Genomic DNA, 23349 nt, shown 5'->3' with positions numbered 1-23349 from the left:
GATCAGGCGACTTCGGGACCCACACTGGGTTCGATGACGTCGCCGTCCTCGCCGTAAATCAGGTCGTCGTCGAGGCTGGCCAGCATATTGCGCAGCTCCTCCGGAGACATGGCCTTGAGTTCATCGGCGTCCACAAGCTGTGAGAGAACCATTCGACTTCCCTGTGCGATCAGTGATCCGGAATTTTCGAGGGCTTCGCGCACACTCTTCGGGCGCATGTCGGTCCATACGCTCTCTATGTGGTCGAGGCATTCCTTGCGCGGGCGGGGGGCGCCCAACGCCGTCCAGCCGCCCGGTACTTCGCGGGCCGCCGGCCAAATCGAGTACTGCTCCTCGCCGTTGACCACCACGAGGTATTCGGCATTCTCGTCGTCGAACATCAGATCAGTTTCTCCATACAGTCGTTCCCGATTGGAGAGAGGCATGACGCGCTAATCATTGCGAGCGGTCCCGAAACCGCGTCCCGGCAGTTCGGCGGGGCTCAAGCTAGGTCAGGTCGTTTCAGAGTGTCAAGAACACCAAGAGCCCGACGGAACACCCGGATGAACAACCCGGATGAACAACACCGCCGACTGAACACAACCACCCTTGACCATATGGCGAGATCTGGGAATCCTCGAATCCCTGCGGAAGCGCCGAACTCGCCGCCCCCGCAATACGGAAGATTACGAGTCGGGCGCAGACCGTCCAAGTGGCGCCGCCCGAACATGAGCTGTTCGACAACCGGCCACCGCCACTGTTCGACCGGTGCCGGGCTCCACTTGGACAGCGGCCCCTCCCGGGGAACCCACGAACGCGGAAGACGATAGGAGATGTCAGTGACAACGACGGCCCAACCGGTCTCTGTGGACGTACGGACCGAGCTGAGCCCCGAGGAGTTCCGCGCCGAGTACGTCGGGCGCAGACCGGTGGTGATGCGCGGCGCGGCGGCACACATGCCCGCCGTGTCCACCTGGTCGGCGGCCCATCTCGGCGAGGTGGCACCCGACCAGCGGGTACGCGTCAAGGTCGGCACGGTCTCCGCGGGCCGCACGGAGGCCGTCCGGCTGGCCGACTACGCCCGCGAACTCGCGCGGTGGGACGCCGCGGTCGCCGCGGGGGACGACGCCGGCGATCCGCCCGGCTATCTGCACGACGTACCGCTGCTGTCGATGGTGCCCGCGCTGCGCCGCGACCTGGAGCCGTTCCCCCGCGACTACTTCCCGCCGTTCTTCCGTGATCAGTGGTGGGCGTTCACCCAGTTCTTCGTCGGACCCGCGCGCGCGGTGACCCCGCTGCACTTCGACACACTGCTCACGCACAACCTGTTCTTCCAGATACGCGGAGCCAAGCGGTTCGTCATGGTGGCCGACGCCGAGCGCGACAAGTGCCACACGTACAACTGGCGATGGGCCGGGGTCGACCCGGAGGCGCCGGACCTCGAGCGGTATCCGCGCTTTCGCGACGCGACCGTGCTGACCTGCGACCTCGAGGCGGGCGACGTCTTCTACATGCCGCCTGGGACCCTCCACAAGGTCACCTCGCCCGGCGCGTCGATCTCGTTCAACATCGACTGGCACGACCGCGCCAGCGCGCTGCGCGGCGTCGCCGCGGTACGCGAAGGCATGCCGCTGAAGAACCTGCGCTACAACCTGCTGTTCGCGCTCGGGGTCGTCGCCGGTGTGCCACGCGGCCTTCTGATGCCGGGACTTCGCTCGTACTACTCCTACATCTCCTAGCGAGGCCGGGCTCCGGCCGCGCTACTCCTGTCCCAGGGAAGGGGCTTCATGAGCAACTTCAGCCAGTACGAGTCGAACGTGCGGACCTACAGCAGGCGTTGGCCGGTCGTCTTCTCCCGTTCCAGCGGCAGCCGCCTGTACACCGCCGAAGGCCGGCGCTGGCTCGACTTCTTCGCCGGGGCCGGCTCGCTGAACTACGGGCACAACAACCCCGTCCTCAAGCGCGCGCTGCTGGACTACATCGGCAACGACGGCGTCACCCACTCGCTCGACATGTTCACCACCGCGCGGCACAACCTGCTCGAGGCCCTGGTCGAGGTCGTCCTGCGACCACGGGGAATGGACCACAAGGTGATCTTTCCGGGGCCGGGCGGCGCCAACGCCGTCGAGGCGGCCCTGAAGGTGGCCCGCACGGTCACCGGCCGCGGCGAGGTCGTGCACTTCACCAACTCCTTCCACGGCGCGACGCTCGGCGCGCTCGCGGTCACCGGCAATCCCGCGCACCGCCGCGCCGCCGGCGTGCCGCTCACCGGCGCGACCCCCGTGCCGTTCGACGGCCCCGACGGGCACCCCCGCCCGGAGCATCTGGCGCGGCTGCTGGCCAACCCCGGCAGTGGGCTGGACCGGCCGGCCGCGGTGATCGTGGAGACCGTCCAGGCCGAGGGCGGGGTGAACGTGGCGAGCACCGAGTGGCTGCGGGGGCTCGCGGAGCTGTGCCGGGAGTACGGGATCCTGCTGATCGTCGACGACATCCAGGCAGGGTGCGGACGGACCGGTCCGTTCTTCAGCTTCGAGGACGCGGGCATCGTGCCGGACCTGATCTGCCTGTCGAAGTCGATCGGCGGATACGGGCTGCCGCTCGCGCTCACCCTGGTCCGGCCGGAGCTGGACGTGTGGCAACCGGGCGCCCACAGCGGCACGTTCCGCGGTGTGAACCCGGCGTTCGTCACCGCGACGGCGGCGCTGCGCACCTACTGGCAGGACGACGCGCTGGAGAAGTCGACGCGCGCCAGGGGCGAGTGGATAGGAAACGCCCTTCAGGACATCGTCAACGCCCACCCCGGCGCGGGCCTGTCCACCCGGGGCCGCGGCCTCATCCACGGCCTGGTGGTCGGCGAGGGCCGTGCGGACGCGGTGGCCGACGACGCCTTCGCGCGCGGCCTGCTGGTGGAGACCGCCGGGCCCCGGGACGAGGTCGTCAAGCTGCTGCCGCCGCTGACGGCCTCCGACGCGGAACTGGCCGAGGGCCTTGCCGTCCTCGAGGCGTCCGTGCGCGGGGTGGTTGAACGGGCCGGGTGATCACGATCATGACAGCTCCGACAGTCAGTCCGCCCGTCAGTCCGCCCGTGACCCGAGACAGGAATCCGCTTGTGACGCCGCAGTACACCGACACCGAGGGAGCACACCGATGACGCGAGGAAAGGGCAAGGGCACCAGCAGGCGGCGCGCCCTGGCCGAAGCGCTCGCGCCGCTGTCCCTGCGGGAGTTCCGCATCCTGTGGACCGGGCAGGCCGTGTCGGCCGCCGGGGGCGGGATGACCAAGGTGGCGCTGATCTTCGCCGTGCTGGCGGTGGACGGCTCGGTCACCGACATCGGGCTCGTGATGACCGCGCAGGTCCTGACGCAGATCCTGTTCACGCTGGCCGGCGGGGTGTGGGCGGACCGGATGCGCCGTCAGGTCCTGATGCTGACGTCCGATCTCATCCGTGCGGGCGCCCAGCTCTCGCTGGCCGTCCTCCTGCTGTCCGACGCCGCGCAGGTGTGGCATCTGGCCGCCGGCGCGGCGGTGTTCGGCGGCGCCCAGGCGTTCTTCGGCCCCGCCTCCCGAGGTCTGATGGCGGAGATCATGCCGCCGGAACAACTCCAGCGCGGCAACGCGCTGATGTCGTTCTGCATCAGCGCCTCCACGGTGCTGAGCCCGGCGCTGGCCGGTGTGGTGATCGCGTGGTGGGGGCCGGGGCTGGTACTGGCCCTGGACGCCGTCACGTTCATCGTGAGCGCGGTGTCGCTGACGATGCTGCGGCTGCCCCCTCGTACCATCCCCGCGCCCGAATCGTTCTGGCGGGACCTGGGCACCGGCTGGCGCGAGCTGTCCGTACGGCGGTGGCTGTGGCTGAACATGCTCGTGCACATGATGCAGAACCTGGCGATCGCGGCGTACTACGTGCTCGGCCCGGCGATAGCCAACGATTCGCTCGGCGGACCGTCCGCCTGGGGCGTCATCGTCTCGGGCTTCGCGGCCGGCGCCATCACGGGCGGAATCGTCGCGTTGAAGCTGGAGCCGCGCAGGCCGCTGATCGTCGGCAACCTCGCGCTGGCCCTGACCGCGATACCGCTGCTGGCGTTCGCGGTGCCGCTGCCGCTGTGGGCCATGGTGTGCTCGGCGTTCGTCAGCGGCGCGGCCACCTTGTTCCTCGACGCCCTGTGGCAGGCGTCGATGCAGCAGTTGATCCCCGCCGAGGTGATGTCGCGGGTCGAGTCCTACGACTGGCTGATCTCCACGATCGCCGCCCCGCTCGGCCTCGCCCTGGTGGGCCCCCTGGCCAATCAGACCGGTCAGACCCAGACTCTTCTGATAGCCGCCGTGATGATCGTCATCCCGTGCGGCCTCACCCCGCTGGTGCCCGGCATCCGCGCGGTCCGGCGCGCTGCCGACGGCAAGATCACCGGCCCGGTGGTCCCGCAGCAGCCCGCCCATGTGTGAGACGACGAACGAGGAGCCATGACCAAGGGACAGGGTGAGTGGATCCGCCGGTACCGGGCGGCGCCCGGGGCGGCGGTGCAAGTGGTGTGCCTCCCCCACGCCGGCGGATCCGCGAACTACTTCCGGCCGATGGCGCAGGCGCTGGCTCCCACGGCCGAGGTGCTGGCCGTGCAGTATCCGGGCCGGATGGACCGCGTCAACGAGCCGTACGCCGGCGACTTCGAGGAGCTGACCGAGTGCGCGCTCGCCGCGGTGCGCCGCGAAGTGGACAGGCCGGTGGTGCTGTTCGGGCACAGCATGGGCGCGCTGCTGGCGTTCCAGGTGGCCAGACGGCTGGAGGCCGAGGGAGCCGTACCGCTGGCGCTGTTCGCGTCGGGCGCGCGGCCACCCGGCGCCGCGCTCCCCCGCCACACGCGCGCGGAGACCGACGAGGAGATGATCACGGACCTCGCCACGCTGGGCGGCACCGACGAACGGCTGCTGGACAACGAGGACATGCGCGAGCTGGTGCTGTCCGCGCTGCGCGCGGACTACCGGATCCTGGCGTCCCACCGCCGCGACAACTCCACGGTGGCGTGCCCGGTGGTGGCCCTGACCGGCGACAGCGACCCCGTTGTCTCGATCGACGACGCCCGCGCGTGGGCGAGTCACACCGCCGGCCGGTTCGACCTGCACGTCTTCGCCGGCAGGCACTTCTACCTCGACGACCACTGGGCCGCTGTGAGCGCGGTGGTCACCCGCCATCTCGGCACGCACGAGCGGACGCGGACGGGATGACACCGGGACGGGCACCGGCACCGGCACCGGCACCGGCACCGGCACACCGTACGAAGCACCCCCAGGGCGTGTCCGCGAAGTCCGGCCTGACCGGCGACGCCCGGACGGCACCTCTCCCCCGTAGCCCCCCCCCGGGGCACGGGAGGTGCCCCTGCGTTGTCTTCAGCCGTCCAGGTACGGCCGGGCCGTCCACAACGCCGGTCCTCCGCCTTGCGACGCACCGCACCGACGAGACATCCGCCGCCCTACGGGCGGACGGCGCTACTTCGCGAAGCACCCCTCGCCCGCACTGTCGCGGACGAGGGGTGCTTCGCGCTCCGTGAAGCCCGGCGGCAACGGCCGCCCCGGTCTCAGTGACCGGCCTGCCACGCGGGCTTCGTCACGATCTCCAGTACGGCGCAGCCGAAGGCGAATCCGGTCGAGTCGCCCAGCATGACGACCCGGTCCCCCACCTCGACGGCCCCCGTCTCCAGCAGATGGGTGAGCCCGACGAACGAGTCACCGCCGCTGGTGAAATGGCCGACCGTGCGCCCCAGCTCCCAGGTCGTGCGCGCGGCGTCGATCCCGAACTCGGCGAAGAAGTCGCCGTCCACCAGGAACCGCCCCGTGTACGGCAGGAGCCAGTGCCTGATGTCGCCGGCCTCGACCCCGGCGTCGGCGAGCGCGCCCCGCACACAGTCGCGTCTGGCTTCGGTCATCGTCCGCATCATCGACATGACCCGCTTGCGCTGCGCCCGGCGGTACTCCTGGCGGTCCTCGAACCGGCTGGCGTCGAGTCCGCCCGGCGCGCTGAATCGGCCGTCGCCGACGGTCTCGGTGGCGAGGAGCCGCGCGACACCGTCCCCACGGCCCAGCACCATGGCGGTCGCGCCGTCGGCGGGCACACCGCCCTGGTCCTCGCGGTAACGCCCGCCCCCACCCTCGTACTTGTCCGCCGAGGTCAGCACGGCCGCACCGCCGGCGGACACATACATCGCGCCCACCTCCAGCGACGCGAGCGCGCTGTTGCAGCCCTGCCGCAGCCCGAGCGCCCGGGCCCGGCCGTCGTGGACCATGCCCTGGACGTACGAGGCCGGCTCGGCGACTCCCTTCGGGCCCTGTTCGTCCACGTAGGCGTGGACGAACACACCGATGTCGGCCGGGTCGACGGCGGACCGGGTGAGCGCGACCCGCGCGGCCTCGACGGCCATGTCGGCGGCGCAACCGCCGCCCGCGACCGCGATCGACTCGTAGCCGTGCGCCTCGCTCAGGGCGGGGTCGTAGCGGCCGGCCGCCACCGCGCCCGCCACCGGCTCCCGTTCCCCCAGGTTCATGGCACAGGACCGAACGTACACATCGCCCCAACGCATGAGGCAGCCTCCCGGGGTGGTAGGTGGGTGCGTGCTGACGGTGAACGGCTGCGACCGTAACGGCCCGCGCTCCGTTCCGGCAACGCTCGTGCCGGGCGGCCGGATCGGGCGCCGCGTGCCTGGTCACAGCGCCACCGAACGGCTCGCCGCCCCGCCCTCGAAGGTGTTCAGGCTCCGGCGTGCACACCTTCACCGAGCGGCGCCGCTGTGGATACGATCCCGCGACGAACCGGGCTGCGGCGGACGGGAGTTGATGGCGCCTCGTCCCGCCGCGGTGTCCGAAGGACCTGAGCTGGAGAGGAGCACCGCCGTGACCGCAGCCGCGCTGCCGGACGGAAAGACCGTGGATGTCGCGGGAGTCAGGATCGCTCCCGAGGACAAGGATCCCGCGATCCGCGAACGGGTCGCCACGAGCACCGGCGACGACGGTGACCGAACGGGGCGGGAGCGGACGGCGGGACCGCGACCCACGCTGTGGGGCGGTGCCACGGAGCCGCGGTGCCTGCTGGACGGGCTGACTCGGCACGTGGCCGAGCGGCCCGACGCGCTCGCGCTGGTCGACGGGGCGACCCGGCTGACGTACGCGGAGCTGTGGGCGTGGGTCGCCGAACTCGCCACGAACCTCACCCGCCGGGGCGTCGAGCCCGGCAGCCGGGTCGCGGTGACCGGCGGACGCGGCGGACGCACCGTCGCGGCGCTGCTCGCCACCATCGCGGTCGGCGCCACCTACGTACCGCTGGACGCGTCGTATCCGGTGAGCCGGCTCGCGTTCATGCTGCGCGACAGCGGCGCGAGTCTGCTGCTGCACGACGGCCCCCGGCCGGCGTTCGCCGGTGAGGTCGCGACCCTCACCATCGAGGACCCGTTCAGGGACGAATCCGGGGCCGGGGTCGGCTCCGGCGACTTCCGGCCGGTGGCCTGCCGGCCGGACCTGCCGGTGTACGTCATCTACACCTCCGGATCGACCGGACAGCCCAAGGGCGTGACGCTCCAGCACAGTTGTCTGGACAACCTGGTCGCCTGGCAGCGCGGCGACTCAGTCCGGCCCGGCCTGCGGACCGCGCAGTTCGCCCCCCTGAATTTCGACGTGAGTTTCCAGGAGATCCTGGGCACCCTGTGCGACGGCGGCGCTCTGGTCATCGCCCCCGAGCCGCTGCGGCGCGACCCGTTCGCCTTCCTGGCCTGGCTCGCCGACCAGCGCATCGAGCGGCTGTTCCTGCCCTACGTCGGCCTCCACATGCTGTCCGTGGCGGCAGCGGGGCAGGACGGCGACCTGGGCCTGTCCTTGCTCGAAGTGAACACTGCGGGCGAGCAGTTGCTGTGCACGCCGCCCATCAAGGCACTGTTCGAGGCCCTGCCACAGGCCCGGCTCGGCAACCACTACGGGCCCTCGGAGACCCATGTGGTGACGGCGTGGACGCTGCCCGCCGGCCCCGCCGACTGGCCGACGCTGGCACCCATCGGTCGCCCGCTGCCGGGCTGTGAGCTGCTGGTGGACCCCACCGACCCACAGGACCCGGCCACCGGCGAACTGCTCGTCGCCGGCGCCGCGGTCTCCCTGGGCTACCTCGGCCGGCCGGAGCTGAACGCCGAGCGCTTCGTCACCGTCGAACGCACGCCGCACGGACACACCGTGGCCTTCCGCACCGGCGACCTGGTACGCGTCGAGGACGGCCTCGTGTACTTCCTCAGCCGGCTGGACTACGACGTCAAGATCCGCGGCGTCCGGGTCAACCTGCTGGAGATCGAGGCATGTCTGATGAAGCTGCCCGGTGTCGCCACCGCGGTCTGTGTGGCCCTGGAGCCGGTCCCCGGCTCGCGCAAGCTGCGCGCCGCCGTCACCCTGCACCCGGACGTGACCGAGCCCGGCGACCTTCGCGCGGCGCTGGCCGAGCTGCTGCCGGAGGCGTCGGTGCCCGCGTCGGTGAACGTGCTCTCGGGTCTGCCGCAGACCCCGAGCGGAAAGATCGACCGCGACTCGGTCGCGAAGTCCCTTGCGACCGGAGGTGCCCGATGACGACCGGACCGACCACCCACGAGGCCACCGGGACCTACCGGCAACGCGTCGCCGAGATCTGGTCGACCGCGCTCGGCACCCAAGTCACCACGGAAGACCACCAGTTCTTCGCGGACGGCGGCGACTCCTTCCAGGCCGCGCTCGCGACCGCGACGGTGCGCCGCGAATGGGGGCTGGAGATCACCGTTCAACTCCTCATCGATCACCCGGTGTTGAAGGACTTCGCGGACCGGGTGGCACAACTGGCGGCACAACTGGCGGACGACCGGGCCCGGTGAGGGAGACACGGAACATGCTGATGGTCCTGGACTACCCGGGGCGCCGCCCGGAGGCCCCGGTCACCGCACTGGGGCTCGACAACATGGCCACCCTGCTGACCGACCCGCTGCCGGTCGAGACCACCGGCCCCGCCTACGCGGCCCGGCTCGACGACGGTCCCCATCCGATCCTGGCGTACTGCGCCGCCTCGGCGATCGCGGTGCACCTCGCCCGCCGCTCCGAACACCCGCGCCCGCTGGTCCTCTTCGACCCGATGCCGGCCACCGACGACGACGTCACCCGCGCCTACGCCGACGCGGTCGCCCAGGTGCCCGGAGGCCACGAGCCGCCGCTGCCGGCCGGTGAACTGCCCACCGCACCCGGGCCGTTCCTCAGGGCCGTCCACGCGGACCTGGCACGGCGCGCGGAGACGGCCCTGCGGGCGCAGGGGCTGGACGACGACGTGATCGCCGAACCGGTCGCGCACTTCGCCCGGCAGCATGTGTCCTATCTCGCCTATCTGCTGGCGGCGCGGGGCGCGCTGCCCAGGGCGCCGGTCGGGCCGATGCTCCAGGTTCTCTCCCGCGACCACCCCGACCACCGGGACTGGCTCCCCGAGGGGGAGCTGACCACCCTGCGTACCGACAGCGACCGGGCCGGGCTCACGGCCCACGAGCCGGCCAGGACCGGCGTGGTGTCGTTCCTGTCCACGACCCTGTCCACGACCGTGTCCACGACAACGAGGAGGCAACACCCATGACGGAGGAAGAACTGCGGACGTCGGTCCGCACGATCTGGCGGGAAGTGCTCGGAGCCGAGGTGGACGACAGCACCGACTTCTTCGACGCGGGCGGCACCTCGTTCGCCGCGCTGCGCATCATCGCGATGCTCAACGACCGGCACGGGACCCCGACGCCGGTGAAGACGCTGTTCGACAACTCCCGGTTCAGCGAATTCGTCGCGGCCCTGGACGAGAAGTCCCGGCTCAGCGCGCCGAGTTGAGCCACCCCACGGCTTTTCACGCACCACGTGTCAACCGCCATGAGGTCATGAGGTCTGCCAGGCCACCGAGAAGCAGGGGGCTCCTTGTCCGTGTCAGTGACAGTCGACTTGTTGAATCCCGCGCTGTACGCGCGGGGGAATCCCCACGAGGTGTGGCGGGCCATGCGCGAGGCCGGCCCCGTACACCACCAGGTGGCGAGGACCGGCGCGGAGCACTGGGCCGTGGTCGGGTACGACGCCGGCAGACAGGTGATGCACGACTGGAAGGTCTTCACCTCCACCCGCGGCGCGCTGCTGCGCGAGGACGACAACTCCGCCCCGTACCCCGGCGCCGGCAAGATGCCGGTCCTCACCGATCCCTCGCGCCACACCGAGCTGCGCAGGGCTGTCGCCCAACTGTTCACGCCGCGCGCGGTGGAGAAGCTGGGCGCGCTGGCCGGGGAGGTGGCGGGGTCGCTCCTGGCGGAGCTGCGCGCACGGGGCGGCGGCGACTTCGTCACCGATGTGGCCGCGAGGTTCCCCCTCGCGGTGCAGGCCGAGATTCTGGGCATCCCGCCCGAGGACATACCGGTGATCATGGAGGCCACGGGCCGCTCCGTGGACGAGGCGGACCACGGGGCCTCCGGCCACCACGACGTGATGACGTACTTCCTGAAGGCGCTCGGCACCCGGCGCGGAGAGGCCGGCCGGGACCTGGTCGGCACGCTGCTCGCGGCCCGCGCGGGCGGGCTGCCGTTGTCGGACGAAGAGATTGTGCTGACGTGCGACAACATCGTGGTGGCCGCGAGCCAGACGGTCCAACATGCGTTGAACGGCGGGCTGTTGGCCCTGCTCGAGCACCCGGCGGCCTGGTCGGCGCTGCGCGAGGGGCGGGTCGGTGTCGACTCCGCCATCGACGAACTGCTGCGCTGGACCGCGCCGGCCACGCATGTGATGCGCACCGCCGTCCGCGACACCGAACTCGCGGGCACCCCGATCCGGGCCGGTGACGCGGTGGCGGTGTGGATCCCCTCCGCCAACCGCGACGCCGCCGCCTTCGCCGACCCGGACACGCTGGTCCTGGACCGCGCTCCCAACGCGCACCTGTCCCTCGGCGCGGGCATGCACTTCTGCCTCGGCAGCGCCCTGGTCCGGGTGCTGCTGCGGGCGCTGCTGACGGACCTGATCAGCGCCGATACGTCCCTGGCGCTCGCCGGTCCGCCTGTCTGGCAGTCCACCTGGGCCGTCAACGGCATGCGCTCGCTGCCGGTGACGGTGGTCCCCGCCTGACCGGCCACGGCCCCCGATACGCCGACGCCGCCGATACGCCAACGCCCCCGAGGTCCGGGGGTGTTGGCGTATCGGCGGCGCTCCGCGACGACTACGCGTTCCGGTGCTCCCCGGCGCCCTGCCCTGCGAAGGCGTGGCCGACCATCCCGGCGCTCAGCGTGGTGCCGTCCGCCGCGTCGATGAGCAGGAAGGAACCGGTCCTGCGGACGTCGGCGTAGGCGTCGACGGGCAGCGGCTCGGCGGTACGGATCGTGACCCGGCCGATGTCGTTGGCGACGAGCTGTCCCGGCGCCTCGTGCTGGGACAGGTCGTCCAGCGTGAGCCGGGACGGGATGTCCCTGACGACCGCCTTGACCGTGCGGGTGGCGTGCTTGAGCAGCACCCGCTGCCCTACGGTGAGCGGCCGGTCCGCGACATGGCAGACGGTGGCCTCGATGTCGCGGGTGAGGGCCGGCGCGGCGGCGGCCGGGGCGATCAGGTCACCGCGCGAGATGTCCAGTTGGTCGGCCAGGCGCAGTGTCACCGACTGCGGGGTCCGGGCGGCGTCCACGCTCTCGCCGAGCAGGTCGATGCCGGTGATGGTGCTCGTACGGCCCGAGGGCAGGACGGTGACCTCCTGTCCGACGCGCAGGGAGCCGGCGGCGATCTGGCCGGCGTAACCGCGGTAGTCGGGGTGCTCGGGGGTCTGCGGGCGGATGACGTACTGCACCGGGAAGCGCGCCGGGCACCCGGCCTGCTCGAGGCTCACCGGGACGGTCTCCAGGTGTTCGAGGACGGTGGGGCCGCCGTACCAGTCCATGTGCGCGGACGGCTCCACGACGTTGTCCCCGGCGAGTGCGGAGATCGGGATCGCCATCACGTCGGGAATGCCCAACTCCCCTGCCAGTGCGTCGAATTCGGCGCAGATGCGCGCGAAGGCCGACTCCGCGTAGCCGACGAGGTCCATCTTGTTGACGGCGAGCACCACGTGCGGGACGCGGAGCAGGGCCGCGACGGCCGCGTGGCGGCGGGTCTGTTCGACCACTCCGTTGCGTGCGTCGACCAGGACGACGGCGAGTTCGGCGGTGGAGGCGCCGGTGACCATGTTGCGGGTGTACTGCACATGCCCCGGCGTGTCGGCGAGGATGAACCGGCGCCGGGGGGTGGCGAAGTAGCGGTACGCGACATCGATGGTGATGCCCTGCTCGCGCTCGGCGCGCAGCCCGTCCGTCAGCAGCGCGAGATCCGGCGTACCGGTGCGGGAGATCGACTCCAGTTGGTCGGCGAGGATCGACTTGGAGTCGTGCAGGAGCCGGCCCACCAGGGTGGACTTGCCGTCGTCCACGGAGCCCGCGGTGGCGAAGCGCAGCAGCGTGGTCGGCGACGGCTGTGGCGTGGTGCCGGTCATGGTGGTCATGGCTAGAAGTACCCTTCGCGCTTGCGGTCTTCCATGGCGGCCTCGGACATCTTGTCGTCGGCCCGGGTCGCGCCGCGCTCGGTGAGCCGGGACGCCGCGATCTCGGCGATGACCTGGTCGAGCGTCTCGGCCTCGGAGTCGACGGCGCCGGTGCAGGACATGTCGCCGACGGTGCGGTAGCGCACGCGTCGTTTCTCCACCACCTCGCCGTCCTTCGGACCGCCCCAGTCACCCGCCGTCAGCCACATGCCGTGGCGGTCGAAGACCTCACGCTCGTGCGCGAAGTAGATCTCCGGCAGCTCGATGCCCTCCCGGGCGATGTACTGCCACACATCCAGCTCGGTCCAGTTGGACAGCGGGAAGACCCGCACATGCTCACCCGGCGCGTGCCGCCCGTTGTAGAGCTGCCACAGCTCCGGGCGCTGCCGCCGCGGATCCCACTGCGAGAACTCATCCCGCAGCGAGAACACCCGCTCCTTCGCCCGCGCCTTCTCCTCATCACGCCGCCCGCCGCCGAAGACCGCGTCGAACCGCTCCGCCCGGATCCTGTCCGTCAACGGCACCGTCTGAAGCGGATTACGCGTACCGTCCGGGCGCTCACGCAACGTCCCCGCGTCGATGTACTCCTGCACCGACGCCACATGCAGCCGCAGCCCGTGCTCGGCCACCGTACGGTCCCGATAAGCCAGCACCTCCGGAAAGTTGTGACCCGTGTCCACATGCAGCAGCGTGAACGGCACCGGCGCCGGCGCGAACGCCTTCAACGCCAGACGCAGCATCACGATGGAGTCCTTGCCACCGGAGAACAGAATCACCGGCCGCTCGAACTCACCCGCCACCTCACGGAAGATATGCACACCCTCCGACTCCAGAGCGTCCAGGTGGGTGAGGGCGTACGGGACACCCACGTCCTCGGCCGTCGCGGTGGATGACGTCATGCGATGCCCCTTCTCTTCAACAGATCCAGCAGCGCCCCCGCCGACTCGTCCACGCTCTGCCGGTGTGCCTCGATCCGCAGATCGGGATCGGCAGGCGGCTCGTACGGGTCGTCGACCCCGGTCAGCCCCTTGAGGCGGCCCGCCGCCTGACGGGCGTACAGACCCTTCACATCCCGTACGGAGCACACCTCGACCGGAGTCGCGACATGCACCTCCAGAAACAGGGTGCCGCTCGCCTCGTGACGCTCGCGGACGGCCTCACGGCTGTCCGCGTACGGGGCGATGACGGGCACCACGGCCAGGATGCCGTTGCGCGCGATGATCTCCGCGACCAGGCCGATGCGCTGCACATTCGTGTACCGGTCGGCGCGGCTGAAGCCGAGGCCCGCCGACAGGAAGCGGCGGACCTCGTCGCCGTCAAGCACCTCCACGCGCCGCCCGCTCGCGCGCAGTCGCCCGGCCACCTCGGTGGCGATGGTCGTCTTGCCGGCGCTCGGCAGCCCCGTCAGCCAGACAGTGGCACCACGCTCCCCCGCTCCGGAGCGAACCATGATCGGGTTCAACCTCTCTCCCCCTCGGTCTTGTCGCCTATGTCTTCCGCGCCCATGTCTTCCGCGCCTACGCCTTGTGCGCGAACCGGCCCACGGTGTCGATGACGTCCTCGCCGTACAGCCGCAGCGCCTGCTGGAGCGCGAACTCGGCCATGTAGCGCCGGAATTCGTCCACCGGCTCGTCGGCCAGATTGAGCATCTTCCGGTTGGGTACGACCGCCGGGCCGCGCAGTCGGTCGACGGCTCGGGCCACGGCCGCGTCGATCTCCTCCGGCTCCACCACCTCGTCGATCAGCAGCCCGGCGGCCGGTTCCGTGGCCCGGATCCGGCGGCCCCGCAGAATGATCTGCCGGGAGACGCGGGCTCCGGTGTGCCGGCCGAGCCGGAAGTTCCCGGCCCCCGGCACGATGCCCTCGCGGGCGGCGGGCAGGCTCAGATAGGCGTCCGACGCGGCGATGACGTGGTCGAAGGCGAGCAGCACCTGCGTGCCGCCGCCGATGGCGAAGGTCTCGACGGCCGCCACCCACGGCTTCTCGACCGTGCGGGAGTGCCAGGGCGCGTCCTCGGTCCGTACCCCCCGCACGAGTTTGTGGATGTACCCCAGCTCGCGCCGCAGCAGGAACCCGACCAGCGAGATGTCCCCGGCGTGCAGGCTCTTGAGGTTGATGCCCGCGCTGAACACCCGCCGGCCCCGGTAGCGGGGGTGGGTCATCGTGCCGCCGCGCAGGACGCCCACCTTCGTCCCCGGATCGAGGAGCGCCACGTCGACGGCGGTCTCCATGTCGTCCACCTGCTGGTCGTCCTCGGCGTTCAGGCAGTCGTCGCGGCACATGGTGAGATACGCCGCGCCGCCTTGCCTCTCCACCCGGACCGACCGTGTCTCGAGGACGCCCGTGCGGCGGAACTCGGGCAGCAGCCGTAGCGCCCGGGGGGTGGGCCGGAGCATCGTGTCGAGCAGATGCGCACCGGCCCGGGGTGCGGCGAGTACGGCTCGCAGGAAGATGCCCTGGTCGATCTCGTACCCCTCCTTGTCCGCCTGCCGCCGGCCCCGGTCGGCCTCGATCTGACCGGCCGTCGGCACCAGCGCGGGGAACTCGTCGGCGGCGGCCTCGACAAGTTCCGCGATGCGCAGCTCCTTGGTGCCGCCGTCGGTCAGGTGGTCGTACACGGCGTCGGCGTACGTCCGCAGATAGCGCGTCCGCAGGGTGCGTACGGCGTCCCGCGCCTCGGCCAGCTCCGCCCGCTGACCGGGCAGCCGGGCGCCGGGCTCCGGCAGCGCGGCCACCAGCTTGTCGACGCGAGCGGCCGACTCCACGAGCGCCGGCCGGTCCGGGACGCTCACGACGCCACCCGCTCGGGCTCGCGCAGCATCCGGTCGCAGGCGGCCAGGTGCGGGCCCAGGGCCTCCTCGAAGCTGGTCGTCGCGGCGTCGAAGAGCAACTGCCGGCGGATGGCTATCTCCGCGCCGGCCAGTTCGCCGACCAACCTGGCGGCAGCCGCGAGCGCCCCCGCCGGGTCGTCGGTCAGCTCGTCGGCGAGGCCGGCCGCCAGCGCCTCGGGGGCCTCGATGGGCAGCCCGAACAGCAGCGCGCGGCGCACCCGGGCGGCCCCGGCCAGTTGGACGAGCCGGTAGCCGGCCATCCCGGGCCAGGTCGCCGCGGCGTCCGTGGACACCAGCAGCCGGGTGCCGGGTGTGATCAGGCGGATGTCGCAGGCGAGGAAGGCGTCGAGGGCCGCGCCGCCGCAGTCGCCCGAGGCCACCGCCACGGTGGGGCGGGCAAGCCGCTCCAGCCGGCGCAGCGCCCGCTCCCACTTGCTGACCTTCGTCACATCGAGGCCGCTGGTCCATCCCTCGGCCGGGGCCCCGCCGACCTGGACGACCAAAGCTCCGGTGCCCGCCCGGTCCTCGGCCGTGTCACAGGCCGCCAGCACGGCCCGTACGGTCGCCGCCGACGGCGGTTCGGTGCCGTCGATCACGAGGGTCAGTACTTCTTCCATGGCGTCCTCCGCATTCACCACTGCACCAGTGCCGTTTCGATCGTTGAGCCCGGACCCATGGTCATCAGCACGCCGTACTCACCGGGTCGGGCGACTGACTCGTCCAGGAGCCGTTCGTACGAGAACAGGAACGAGCCGCTCGACACGTTCCCCAGGTCGCGCAGCACCCGCACGGTGTGCCGTACGTCGTGCCGGGTCAGCCCGAGGTTGACCACGACGGCGTCGATCACCTTCTTGCCGCCGGAGTGCACCAGCCAGTGGGCGATGTCGCTGCGCCGCAGCCCGGTGTCCGCGAGCAGCCGGTCCACGGCCAACTCGGCGTGGGCGCCCACCACATAGGGGACCTGCGGGTCCAGATAGAAGCTGAAGCGGCCCTGGTCGCGGTCCCAGTCGTAGCGCATGGCGTCGACGGCGTCCGGGATGAGGCAACTGGCGAACTTCAGGATCCGCGGGCCTTCGGGGACGGGCGCGTCGTGCGGGTCGGGGCCCGAGCGGATCGCGATCGCGGCGGCGCCGTCGCCGAAGAGGCTGTTGACCACGGCGGTGCGCATCGTGGAGTCCATGGCGTACGCGGCGGAGCACGCCTCCGCGCAGAGCACGACGGCGAGTTCGCCGGGATGGGCGGTGGCCCAGCCGGACACCACGCCCAGGGCGTTGAGGCCCGCGTTGCAGCCCATGCCCACGATGTCCGAGCGGCTGACGTGCCGGTCGATGCCCAGCTCCCTGATGAGCAGGGCGCTGAGTCCCGGGGTGAGGAGTCCGGTGGATGTCACGCAGCACAGATGGCGCAGATCGGAGAGTTCGGCCCCGGCCCGTTTGAGGCAGGCGCGCAGCGCCTCGGCGCCCATCTCGACGGCCTTGGCCTTGTGCTTGTCGAGCAGGTCGCCCTGTGGCTCGGGGACGCGGCGGCCCGCGCCGTCCGGCGGCGGGAGTGTCAGGTGTCGGCGCTCGATGGCGCTGTTGAGGAAGACCGAACGGATCTTGGGATCGGTGATCTCGAAGGCGTCGAGCACCTCCTGCTGGGTGTACGACGTGGGCGTCACCGCCGTGCCCACGCCGAGGGCGCGAGGCCGCGACTGGGCTGCCAGGGTCATCGGAACGTCCACCCCCACATACGCGGTTTGCTCCGCTGTCGTCGGTGCCGGCTTGGTCCGGACATGTGCGTGTCCTCTCTCGCTACGAGTTGAGCTGCCCGCACCGCCGGTCAGAGCGGTGCGCTCTGTGTCTCGACGAAGCGCACGAGCCTCGCGGTGCCCTCCTCGATCTCGGCGGGTGTCAGATAGCTGATGGACAGCCGGATGCCGTGGTGGCCTCCGGTGCCGGGGCAGAAGTGCGACATCGGCGTCCAGATCACTCCGAAGTCCTGTGCGGAGGTGACCAGTTGGGCGTTGTCGACCAGGAAGGGGACTCGCATGGTGAGGAAGAAGCCACCGGTCGGCTCGTTCCAGCTCACGCCGAGACGGGCGCGGCGTTCGGCGGGCAGCCTGGCGTCGAGCTGCCGCAGCGTCTCGCGCATCGCGTCGCCGTAGTGGGCAGCAGCGCGGACGTTGAGCCGCGAGAGCCGGCCCTGGGCCCCGAGCAGCGCGCCGGCCACGGCCGCCTGGCTCAGTGACGAGGTGTTGACCGTGACCATGCTCTTGATCTTGGCGAGGTCGTCGGCCAGCAGATGCTCGCCGCCCGTCGCGTCACGCACGCGCTGGTCGGCGACGACGAAGCCGACCCGGGCGCCGGGAAAGACCGTCTTGGAGTACGAGCCCACATGCACCACCCGGCGCGCCCGGTCGCGGGACTTCAGGGTCGGCAGTGGTGTGCCGGGGCTCACCAGCCGGTACGGGCTGTCCTCCAGGACCAGGAAGTCGTACCGCTCGGCAAGCTCGAGCAGGTCCGCACGGGCCCGGGTCCCCATCGTGGTGCCGGAGGGGTTGGAGTGGTCGGGCACCACGTAGAACGCGCGCGGCCGGCGGCCGTTCGCCAACTCCTCGCGTACCGCGGCCTCCAGATCGGCGGCGCGGAACCCGTCCTCGCGCTCCTCCACCGGGCGTACGCGTACGTCGAGCAGCCGGGCGGCGCCGGTGATCCCGACGTAGCAGGGGCTGGAGACCAGCAGCACATCGTCGGGGCCGGCCATGAGCGCGCGCAGCACCAGAAGCATGGCCTCCTGGGCGCCGACGGTCACCACGATGGACTCGGCCGGCACATCGGTGTCCTCGTCCGCCCGCAGCGAGTCGGCGATGATGCCGCGGATCAGCCCCGCCGTGGGCCCGTACTGGTACAGCGCGGTGCGGATGTCGTCGGGCGAGCCGCCTTGCCGGGCCAAGTGGTCAAGGTAGCGGCGGATATCGGCGATGACCTGATCGGTGTCGAAGAATTCGTCGTAAGGCCGTCCTGGTGCGAACGAGATCGCGTCCGGATAGCGGTGGGTCACCTCATTGAGGAAATTCATGGTGTCGAGCACCGGCTCGGAAACACTGCCGTGCAGCTCTGCCATTTCCAGTTGGCCCCGTGAACGGGTGCCGGCGGTAGCGGTGTTTCCTGGCATGAAACTCCCCTGAATTCACTTGAATTCATCGGACGGGTGGGACGGGTCGCACGGTCGGACGGGTCGCACGGTCAGACGGGGACGACGTCCCCGGTGTCGGGGGCGAAGGCCCGGTGCCCGGGATCGGCCACGACCGTCGCGAGCAGCGCGGCGTAGCGCTCACCGATCCGCTCGACGGTCGACGCGTCGAACAGGGCGGTGTCGTACTCGATGTAGCCGGTGATACCGGCGGGGCGACGCTCGGCGTCGTACTGCTCGGTGACGCTGATGAGCAGGTCGAACTTGGATGTCGACGTGGCCTCCTCGACCACCGAGACGTCGAGGCCCGGCATCTCGAACTCGTAGCCGGTGACGTTCTGTAGCACGAGCATGACCTGGAACAGCGGGTGCCGGGAGAGCGAACGGGGCGGGTTGACGGCCCCCACGACCTGCTCGAAGGGGACGTCCTGGTGGGAGTAGACGGCCAGGGCGGTCTCCCGTACCTGGACGAGCAGTTCGGTGAAGGAGGGGTCGCGCGACAGGTCGGTGCGCAGGACGACCGTGTTGACGAAGAAGCCGACCAGGTCGTCGAGGGCCACGTCACCGCGCCCGGCCACCACGCTGCCCAGGGGGATGTCCGCCCCTGCACCGAGCCGGCGCAGCAGCATCGCGAGTCCGGCCTGGAGCACCATGAAGGGTGTGGCGTCGTGATCGCGCGCCAACGCGGCTATCGCCGCCTGGAGTTGGGCATCGAGGCGCAGCGGGAGCGCCGCGCCCCGGTGATCGCTGTCGGCGGGACGCGGCCGGTCGAACGGCAGGGCCAGCTCGTCCGGCGCACCGGCCAGGGCGTCCTTCCAGTACGCGAGCTGACGCCCGGCGAGGCTGTCGGGGGAGTCCGGGTCGCCGAGGAGCGTCCGCTGCCAGAGCGTGTAGTCCGCGTACTGCACGGGAAGTTCGCGCCACGCCGGGGCCTCGCCGCCGCGTCTGGCCGCGTAGGCGGTCGCCAGGTCGCGGCTGAGGGGCGCCTTGGACCAGCCGTCCGCGGCGATGTGATGCAGCGTCAGCACCAGCACGTGCTCGCGCTCGCGCTCGTCCAGGACGAACAGTTCGGCACGCAGGGGCGGGTCGGCCGTCAGATCGAACGGCCGGCGGCCGGCCTCCCGTACCGCGCTGTCCAGCTCCGCCGCGTCGACGGCCCTCACGGGCAGGGCGAGACGCAGATCGGCCGGGTCGAGCACCACCTGATACGGCACCCCGGCCTCCTGCCCCACGACGGTGCGCAGGCTCTCGTGCCGGACGGTCACGTCCCGGACCGCCTCCTCGAGCGCGGCGCGGTCCAGGTCGCCGCCGAGCCGCAGGACGACGGGCAGGTTGTAGAGCGGGGAAGGGCCGTCCCACTGTTCCAGGAACCACATCCGGTGTTGCGCGGTGGACAGCGGTACGCGGGCGGGGCGCCCGCTCCGGGCGAGCACCGGGCGCCGGGCCCGCGGCTCCTGGGCACGTACGAGCGCGAGCAGCGCGGCGACCGTCGGGGCGGCGAAGATCTGCCGGATCGATACGTCCGCGCCGAAGGCGGTCCGCAGCTCGCCGATCAGCCGGGTGGCCCGCAGGGAGTGGCCGCCGAGGTCGAAGAAGCTGTCGTCGATGCCGACCCGCCCGGTGCCGAGGACCTTCGCGAAGATCGCGCAGAGCGTCTTCTCGTCCTCGGTGCGCGGGGCGCGGTAGGCGGCGGTCGCGGTGAACTCCGGTACGGGCAGGGCCCGTTGGTCGACCTTCCCGTTGGAGGTGAGGGGGAAGGCGTCCAGGGCCACGAAGGCGGCGGGGACCATGTAGTCGGGCAGGGCGGACGCGGTGTGGTCGCGCAGTGCGCCGGCGTCGACGGTCCCGTCGCCGACGACGTAGGCCACCAGACGCTTCTCGCCGTCGACCTCCCGGGCAGTGACCACGGCCTGGGTGAGCCCGGGGAACGCCGACAGGACGGTTTCGATCTCGCCCGGCTCGACGCGGAAGCCACGGATCTTGACCTGGTCGTCGGAGCGGCCGAGGAAGTCGGCCATGCCGTCCCGGTTCTGGCTCACGACGTCACCCGAGCGGTACATACGGCCGCCGGCCGGCCCGTACGGGTCGGGGACGAAGCGCTCGGCGGTACGGGCGGGCTGGTGCAGATAGCCACGGGCCAGTCCGGCCCCCGCGAGGTACAGCTCACCGGGGGTGCCGGCCGGGACCGGGGTCAGTTGCTCGTCCAGGACGTAGGCGCGCATGCCGTCGAGCGGGCGGCCGATGGGGACCCGGTCGGCGACCTGGGCCGCGTCGGTGTAGGGATGCTGGGTGGCGTACAGCGTGGTCTCGGTGGGGCCGTAGGTGGCGCGTACCACCGTGCCGGGGCAGGACTTCAGGATCCGCCGCACCGCGACCGGGGAGATGATGTCGCCGCCCGTGGACACTTCGCGCAGCCCCCGGAAGGTCTCCGGGGCGGCCTCGGCGATGGTCCGCAGCAGACCGGCGGTCATCTCCACACTGGTGATCTTCTCCGTGTCGAACAGCTCGCGCAGTCGGGGCGCGGACACCTCCCCGGCCGCCGCGACGACCGAGGTGGCGCCGCGCAGCAGGGGCATCCACAGGCCGTGGAGCGAGGCGTCGAAGGCATACGGGGCGATCATCAGGACCCGGTCGTGATGCCCGGTGTCGAACAGCGTGTCGTCCACCAGATCCAGCACGTTGCGGTGGCTGACGGCGACGCCCTTGGGCGTCCCGGTGGAGCCGGAGGTGAACATCACGTACGCCAACTGGTCCGGCACGCACCCCACTTCGACCGGCCCGGCCTCGATCTCGGCGTCGGCAGCCGCCTCGGCATCGGCGCCGGTCGGCCCGTCCACCCGTACGACGGTGACATCACCCCCGGGAAGACCCCGCGCTGCCGTCACCGCGTCGGTCAGCAGGATGCGGGTGCCGGTCCGGCGGATGATCCCTTCCATGCGCTCGGCCGGGAACCCGGCGTGCAGGGGCACATAGCAGCCACCGGCCTTGAGAACGCCCAGGAGCGCCACCGTGACATCGACGCTGCGGTCGGTCAGCACCGCGACCGGCGTCTCGCGGCCCACTCCCAGACCGATCAGGACCCGCGCCAGCGCGTCGGAGCGCCGGTCCAATGCCCGATACGTCAGCTCACGCCCTGCCGAACGCACCGCCACCGCGTCCGGAATACGCGCGGCCTGCTGACGGAACCTCCCGTGCAGGGAAAGTGAATCAGGCATCTGGTTCGACTCCACATCATGTCCGAGGCGGTGTTCCGCAATCACGGGAATAGCGTTGTCCCCAGCTCTGAAAAGAGTTCTCCACGGCATACGAATAACCGCCGGCCGGAGATCTCTTGCTGTGGTGCACCACAAGACCCGAAAGGACGGCGGAGCGTCAACGCGGCCGTTCCGCACGGCACTTGAATACCTGTTCAGCCGGTCGGACACCGGCGGCGCGGGCCGTCCAGGCGCGACGGCACGTTCAAGCGGGTCCCGGAATCACTTGGACACCGGACGCGGGCACAGGCGCAGGCTCGGGCAGCGGCGCGGACCGGCCGGCGCTTCGGACCGGCCGGCGCTTCTTGACAGGACCTGGTCAGCCGGCGCGCGGCGGGAGGAAGCCCTGCCGGAAGGCGATCACCCCGGCCTGGAAGCGGCTGCGCGCGCCCAGGTGGGCCATGAGGCCGGAGGCGATCCGGCGGGCGGTACGCGGTGACACCCCGAGGCGCTTGGCGATGGCCTCGTCGGTGTGGCCGAGCGACAGCAGTCTCAGCGCCTCGGCCTGCTGCCCCGTCAGCTCTCCGGGAGCCGCGTGCTGCGGTGCGTCCAGCGGATCGGCGGACTGCCACACACTCTCGAACAGGCTGTGCAGCGCTGTGACCATGCCCGGCGAACTCACCTGGACGGCTCCGGCGGCGGTGTCGTCGGCGTTGGCGGCGATCATCACGAATTTACGGTCGTAGATGATCATCCGGTTCGGCAGCGACGGGACGGTGCGCACCTCACATCCCTGTTCGGTCAGCCAGTGCGCGTGATCCATCGTCGGCCGGTCGTGCCGGATGCTTTCCAGGTAGATGGTGCGCATATGGACGCCGCGGCCGAGCAGTTGCTGGTTGAGCGGCCGGGACGCGCGCATGTTCTCCGGCCGCTGCGGGCCGCCGGGCGCGAACGTGAGCAGTTCTTCGGCCACTTGGCCGTTGAGGACGGTCAGATGGTCACGTATGGCGTCCAGCCCCACCAGATACTTGACCTCGGCCTCGGAGCTGCCGGGAGCCTGACGTCCGTCGTAGTCGAGGACGAACCTGGCCGCCGCGGCCTGCGCCGCTTCCAGCCTCTGCTGTTGTGCGGCGACCTCGGAGCGCTGTTGGGCGATCAGGATCTCCATGCCCACATGCGGGCTGACCGCGTACAGCAGATGGGGTGAGTCGGCCGAGGCGCGTACGAGGGCCAGTTCGCTGAGGCGGTCGAGGATCCTCCGGACGACATGCTCGGGCAGGTCCAGCCGGCGACAGATGCCGGCCACGCCGTTCACTCCCTCCAGCAGGGCGACGTACACGGACTCGACGAGCGGCTCCAGCCCGAGCGCGCCCAGCGCGCCTGAATGGACCTCTCCCGTTTCAGCCATGCGGCCCCCCGCCCCAAAGCGTGTCGAGACATATCCCGACCAGTTGACCAACTCTATTTGGCCACGACATGGCAAGGCAAGAAGCTGCCCGAGTTGAACAGAGTTGCAGCATATTTCCTCAGATGACCCCACCTGTGTACTGTCAGGAGCCCCCGGACGGCGGCCAAAAACCTGCCCCGATGAATACGGAATCACATCGTCCGCAATCAAATG

Annotated in this window: 20 protein-coding genes; 9 read left to right on the top strand and 11 right to left on the bottom strand. The window is 71.0% G+C overall.

What is annotated here, in order from left to right; genetic code table 11:
• Window positions 1-2 precede the first annotated feature (2 nt).
• Entirely contained in the window at window positions 3-380 is a 378-nt protein-coding gene (locus OG329_RS25700) for an MbtH family protein (RefSeq protein WP_405798427.1), read from the bottom strand.
• A 438-nt stretch (window positions 381-818) separates the two neighbouring features.
• Here OG329_RS25700 and OG329_RS25695 point away from each other — a divergent pair, with 438 nt between their 5' ends.
• The 4 genes from OG329_RS25695 (at window position 819) to OG329_RS25680 (ending at window position 5199) form a co-directional block, all read left to right on the top strand.
• Complete coding sequence (locus OG329_RS25695; RefSeq protein ID WP_405798426.1) at window positions 819-1718, top strand: cupin-like domain-containing protein; 900 nt, start codon at window positions 819-821, stop codon at window positions 1716-1718.
• Between the two features lie 48 nt (window positions 1719-1766).
• The gene (ectB, locus tag OG329_RS25690; RefSeq protein WP_405798425.1) at window positions 1767-3017 is read left to right on the top strand and encodes a diaminobutyrate--2-oxoglutarate transaminase; all 1251 of its coding nucleotides are present in this window, start codon (window positions 1767-1769) and stop codon (window positions 3015-3017) included.
• A gap of 109 nt (window positions 3018-3126) precedes the next feature.
• Window positions 3127-4422, top strand: a complete 1296-nt coding sequence (locus OG329_RS25685; protein WP_405798424.1) for an MFS transporter — start codon at window positions 3127-3129, stop codon at window positions 4420-4422.
• 18 nt (window positions 4423-4440) lie between these two features.
• The gene (locus OG329_RS25680; protein ID WP_405798422.1) at window positions 4441-5199 is read left to right on the top strand and encodes a thioesterase II family protein; all 759 of its coding nucleotides are present in this window, start codon (window positions 4441-4443) and stop codon (window positions 5197-5199) included.
• 350 nt (window positions 5200-5549) lie between these two features.
• On the opposite strand, the gene OG329_RS25675 is transcribed toward OG329_RS25680, so the two are convergent.
• Entirely contained in the window at window positions 5550-6512 is a 963-nt protein-coding gene (locus OG329_RS25675; RefSeq protein ID WP_405798420.1) for a ketoacyl-ACP synthase III family protein, read from the bottom strand.
• A gap of 346 nt (window positions 6513-6858) precedes the next feature.
• On the opposite strand from OG329_RS25675, the gene OG329_RS25670 reads away from it, so the two are divergent.
• The 5 genes from OG329_RS25670 to OG329_RS25650 all read left to right on the top strand — a co-directional run bounded on the left by OG329_RS25670 (window position 6859) and on the right by OG329_RS25650 (window position 11094).
• Window positions 6859-8565: an amino acid adenylation domain-containing protein gene (locus OG329_RS25670; RefSeq protein WP_405798418.1), complete on the top strand. Its 1707-nt coding sequence runs from the start codon at window positions 6859-6861 to the stop codon at window positions 8563-8565.
• Entirely contained in the window at window positions 8562-8843 is a 282-nt protein-coding gene (locus tag OG329_RS25665) for a phosphopantetheine-binding protein (RefSeq protein ID WP_405798417.1), read from the top strand. The genes OG329_RS25670 and OG329_RS25665 overlap by 4 nt, the downstream gene beginning before the upstream one ends.
• Window positions 8844-8857: 14 nt before the next feature.
• Window positions 8858-9583, top strand: coding sequence for a hypothetical protein (locus OG329_RS25660; protein WP_405798415.1), 726 nt, complete (start codon window positions 8858-8860; stop codon window positions 9581-9583).
• A complete protein-coding gene (locus OG329_RS25655) occupies window positions 9580-9825 on the top strand; it encodes an acyl carrier protein (protein WP_405798414.1) in 246 nt (81 codons plus the stop codon). The genes OG329_RS25660 and OG329_RS25655 overlap by 4 nt, the downstream gene beginning before the upstream one ends.
• A gap of 111 nt (window positions 9826-9936) precedes the next feature.
• A complete protein-coding gene (locus OG329_RS25650) occupies window positions 9937-11094 on the top strand; it encodes a cytochrome P450 (RefSeq protein WP_405798413.1) in 1158 nt (385 codons plus the stop codon).
• 91 nt (window positions 11095-11185) lie between these two features.
• Here the strand turns inward: OG329_RS25650 and OG329_RS25645 are convergent, their stop codons facing one another.
• From OG329_RS25645 to OG329_RS25605, 9 genes are all read right to left on the bottom strand, one after another.
• Window positions 11186-12481 carry a sulfate adenylyltransferase subunit 1 gene (locus OG329_RS25645; RefSeq protein WP_405802007.1) on the bottom strand — a complete coding sequence of 432 codons (1296 nt, stop codon included), beginning with the start codon at window positions 12479-12481 and terminating at the stop codon, window positions 11186-11188.
• 11 nt (window positions 12482-12492) lie between these two features.
• On the bottom strand, window positions 12493-13428 hold the full coding sequence (gene cysD / locus OG329_RS25640; protein ID WP_405798412.1) for a sulfate adenylyltransferase subunit CysD: 936 nt from the start codon (window positions 13426-13428) through the stop codon (window positions 12493-12495).
• Window positions 13425-13979 (bottom strand): adenylyl-sulfate kinase, encoded by a 555-nt coding sequence (gene cysC, locus OG329_RS25635; RefSeq protein WP_405798411.1) that lies wholly within the window; start codon window positions 13977-13979, stop codon window positions 13425-13427. The genes cysD and cysC overlap by 4 nt, the downstream gene beginning before the upstream one ends.
• Window positions 13980-14046: 67 nt before the next feature.
• Window positions 14047-15321, bottom strand: a complete 1275-nt coding sequence (gene dpgC / locus OG329_RS25630; RefSeq protein ID WP_405798409.1) for a (3,5-dihydroxyphenyl)acetyl-CoA 1,2-dioxygenase DpgC — start codon at window positions 15319-15321, stop codon at window positions 14047-14049.
• Window positions 15318-15977, bottom strand: coding sequence for an enoyl-CoA-hydratase DpgB (dpgB, locus tag OG329_RS25625; RefSeq protein WP_405798407.1), 660 nt, complete (start codon window positions 15975-15977; stop codon window positions 15318-15320). Before dpgB ends, dpgC begins: the two co-directional genes overlap by 4 nt.
• A gap of 14 nt (window positions 15978-15991) precedes the next feature.
• Window positions 15992-17071, bottom strand: a complete 1080-nt coding sequence (gene dpgA, locus OG329_RS25620) for a 3,5-dihydroxyphenylacetyl-CoA synthase DpgA (protein ID WP_405798405.1) — start codon at window positions 17069-17071, stop codon at window positions 15992-15994.
• Window positions 17072-17181: 110 nt separating this feature from the next.
• Complete coding sequence (locus tag OG329_RS25615) at window positions 17182-18516, bottom strand: PLP-dependent aminotransferase family protein (protein ID WP_405798404.1); 1335 nt, start codon at window positions 18514-18516, stop codon at window positions 17182-17184.
• Between the two features lie 71 nt (window positions 18517-18587).
• A complete protein-coding gene (locus OG329_RS25610; protein WP_405798403.1) occupies window positions 18588-21749 on the bottom strand; it encodes an amino acid adenylation domain-containing protein in 3162 nt (1053 codons plus the stop codon).
• A 358-nt stretch (window positions 21750-22107) separates the two neighbouring features.
• A complete protein-coding gene (locus OG329_RS25605) occupies window positions 22108-23136 on the bottom strand; it encodes a helix-turn-helix domain-containing protein (protein ID WP_405798401.1) in 1029 nt (342 codons plus the stop codon).
• Window positions 23137-23349 lie beyond the last annotated feature (213 nt).

This window comes from Streptomyces sp. NBC_01506 (genome assembly GCF_045040295.1).
GTDB lineage: Bacteria > Actinomycetota > Actinomycetes > Streptomycetales > Streptomycetaceae > Streptomyces.
This window is presented reverse-complemented; position numbering and strand designations above follow the sequence as displayed.

Bases quoted from the DNA above. Each gene is read 5' to 3' on its own strand.
- OG329_RS25665 (WP_405798417.1), top strand. From the start codon at position 8,562: ATGACGACCGGACCGACCACCCACGAGGCCACCGGGACCTACCGGCAA.
- cysC (WP_405798411.1), bottom strand. From the start codon at position 13,979: ATGGTTCGCTCCGGAGCGGGGGAGCGTGGTGCCACTGTCTGGCTGACG.
- OG329_RS25645 (WP_405802007.1), bottom strand. From the start codon at position 12,481: ATGACCGGCACCACGCCACAGCCGTCGCCGACCACGCTGCTGCGCTTC.
- OG329_RS25610 (WP_405798403.1), bottom strand. From the start codon at position 21,749: ATGCCTGATTCACTTTCCCTGCACGGGAGGTTCCGTCAGCAGGCCGCG.
- OG329_RS25605 (WP_405798401.1), bottom strand. From the start codon at position 23,136: ATGGCTGAAACGGGAGAGGTCCATTCAGGCGCGCTGGGCGCGCTCGGG.
- OG329_RS25700 (WP_405798427.1), bottom strand. From the start codon at position 380: ATGTTCGACGACGAGAATGCCGAATACCTCGTGGTGGTCAACGGCGAG.
- OG329_RS25685 (WP_405798424.1), top strand. From the start codon at position 3,127: ATGACGCGAGGAAAGGGCAAGGGCACCAGCAGGCGGCGCGCCCTGGCC.
- cysD (WP_405798412.1), bottom strand. From the start codon at position 13,428: ATGACGTCATCCACCGCGACGGCCGAGGACGTGGGTGTCCCGTACGCC.
- dpgB (WP_405798407.1), bottom strand. From the start codon at position 15,977: ATGGAAGAAGTACTGACCCTCGTGATCGACGGCACCGAACCGCCGTCG.
- OG329_RS25660 (WP_405798415.1), top strand. From the start codon at position 8,858: ATGCTGATGGTCCTGGACTACCCGGGGCGCCGCCCGGAGGCCCCGGTC.
- OG329_RS25680 (WP_405798422.1), top strand. From the start codon at position 4,441: ATGACCAAGGGACAGGGTGAGTGGATCCGCCGGTACCGGGCGGCGCCC.
- OG329_RS25615 (WP_405798404.1), bottom strand. From the start codon at position 18,516: ATGCCAGGAAACACCGCTACCGCCGGCACCCGTTCACGGGGCCAACTG.
- OG329_RS25655 (WP_405798414.1), top strand. From the start codon at position 9,580: ATGACGGAGGAAGAACTGCGGACGTCGGTCCGCACGATCTGGCGGGAA.
- ectB (WP_405798425.1), top strand. From the start codon at position 1,767: ATGAGCAACTTCAGCCAGTACGAGTCGAACGTGCGGACCTACAGCAGG.
- OG329_RS25675 (WP_405798420.1), bottom strand. From the start codon at position 6,512: ATGAACCTGGGGGAACGGGAGCCGGTGGCGGGCGCGGTGGCGGCCGGC.
- dpgA (WP_405798405.1), bottom strand. From the start codon at position 17,071: ATGACCCTGGCAGCCCAGTCGCGGCCTCGCGCCCTCGGCGTGGGCACG.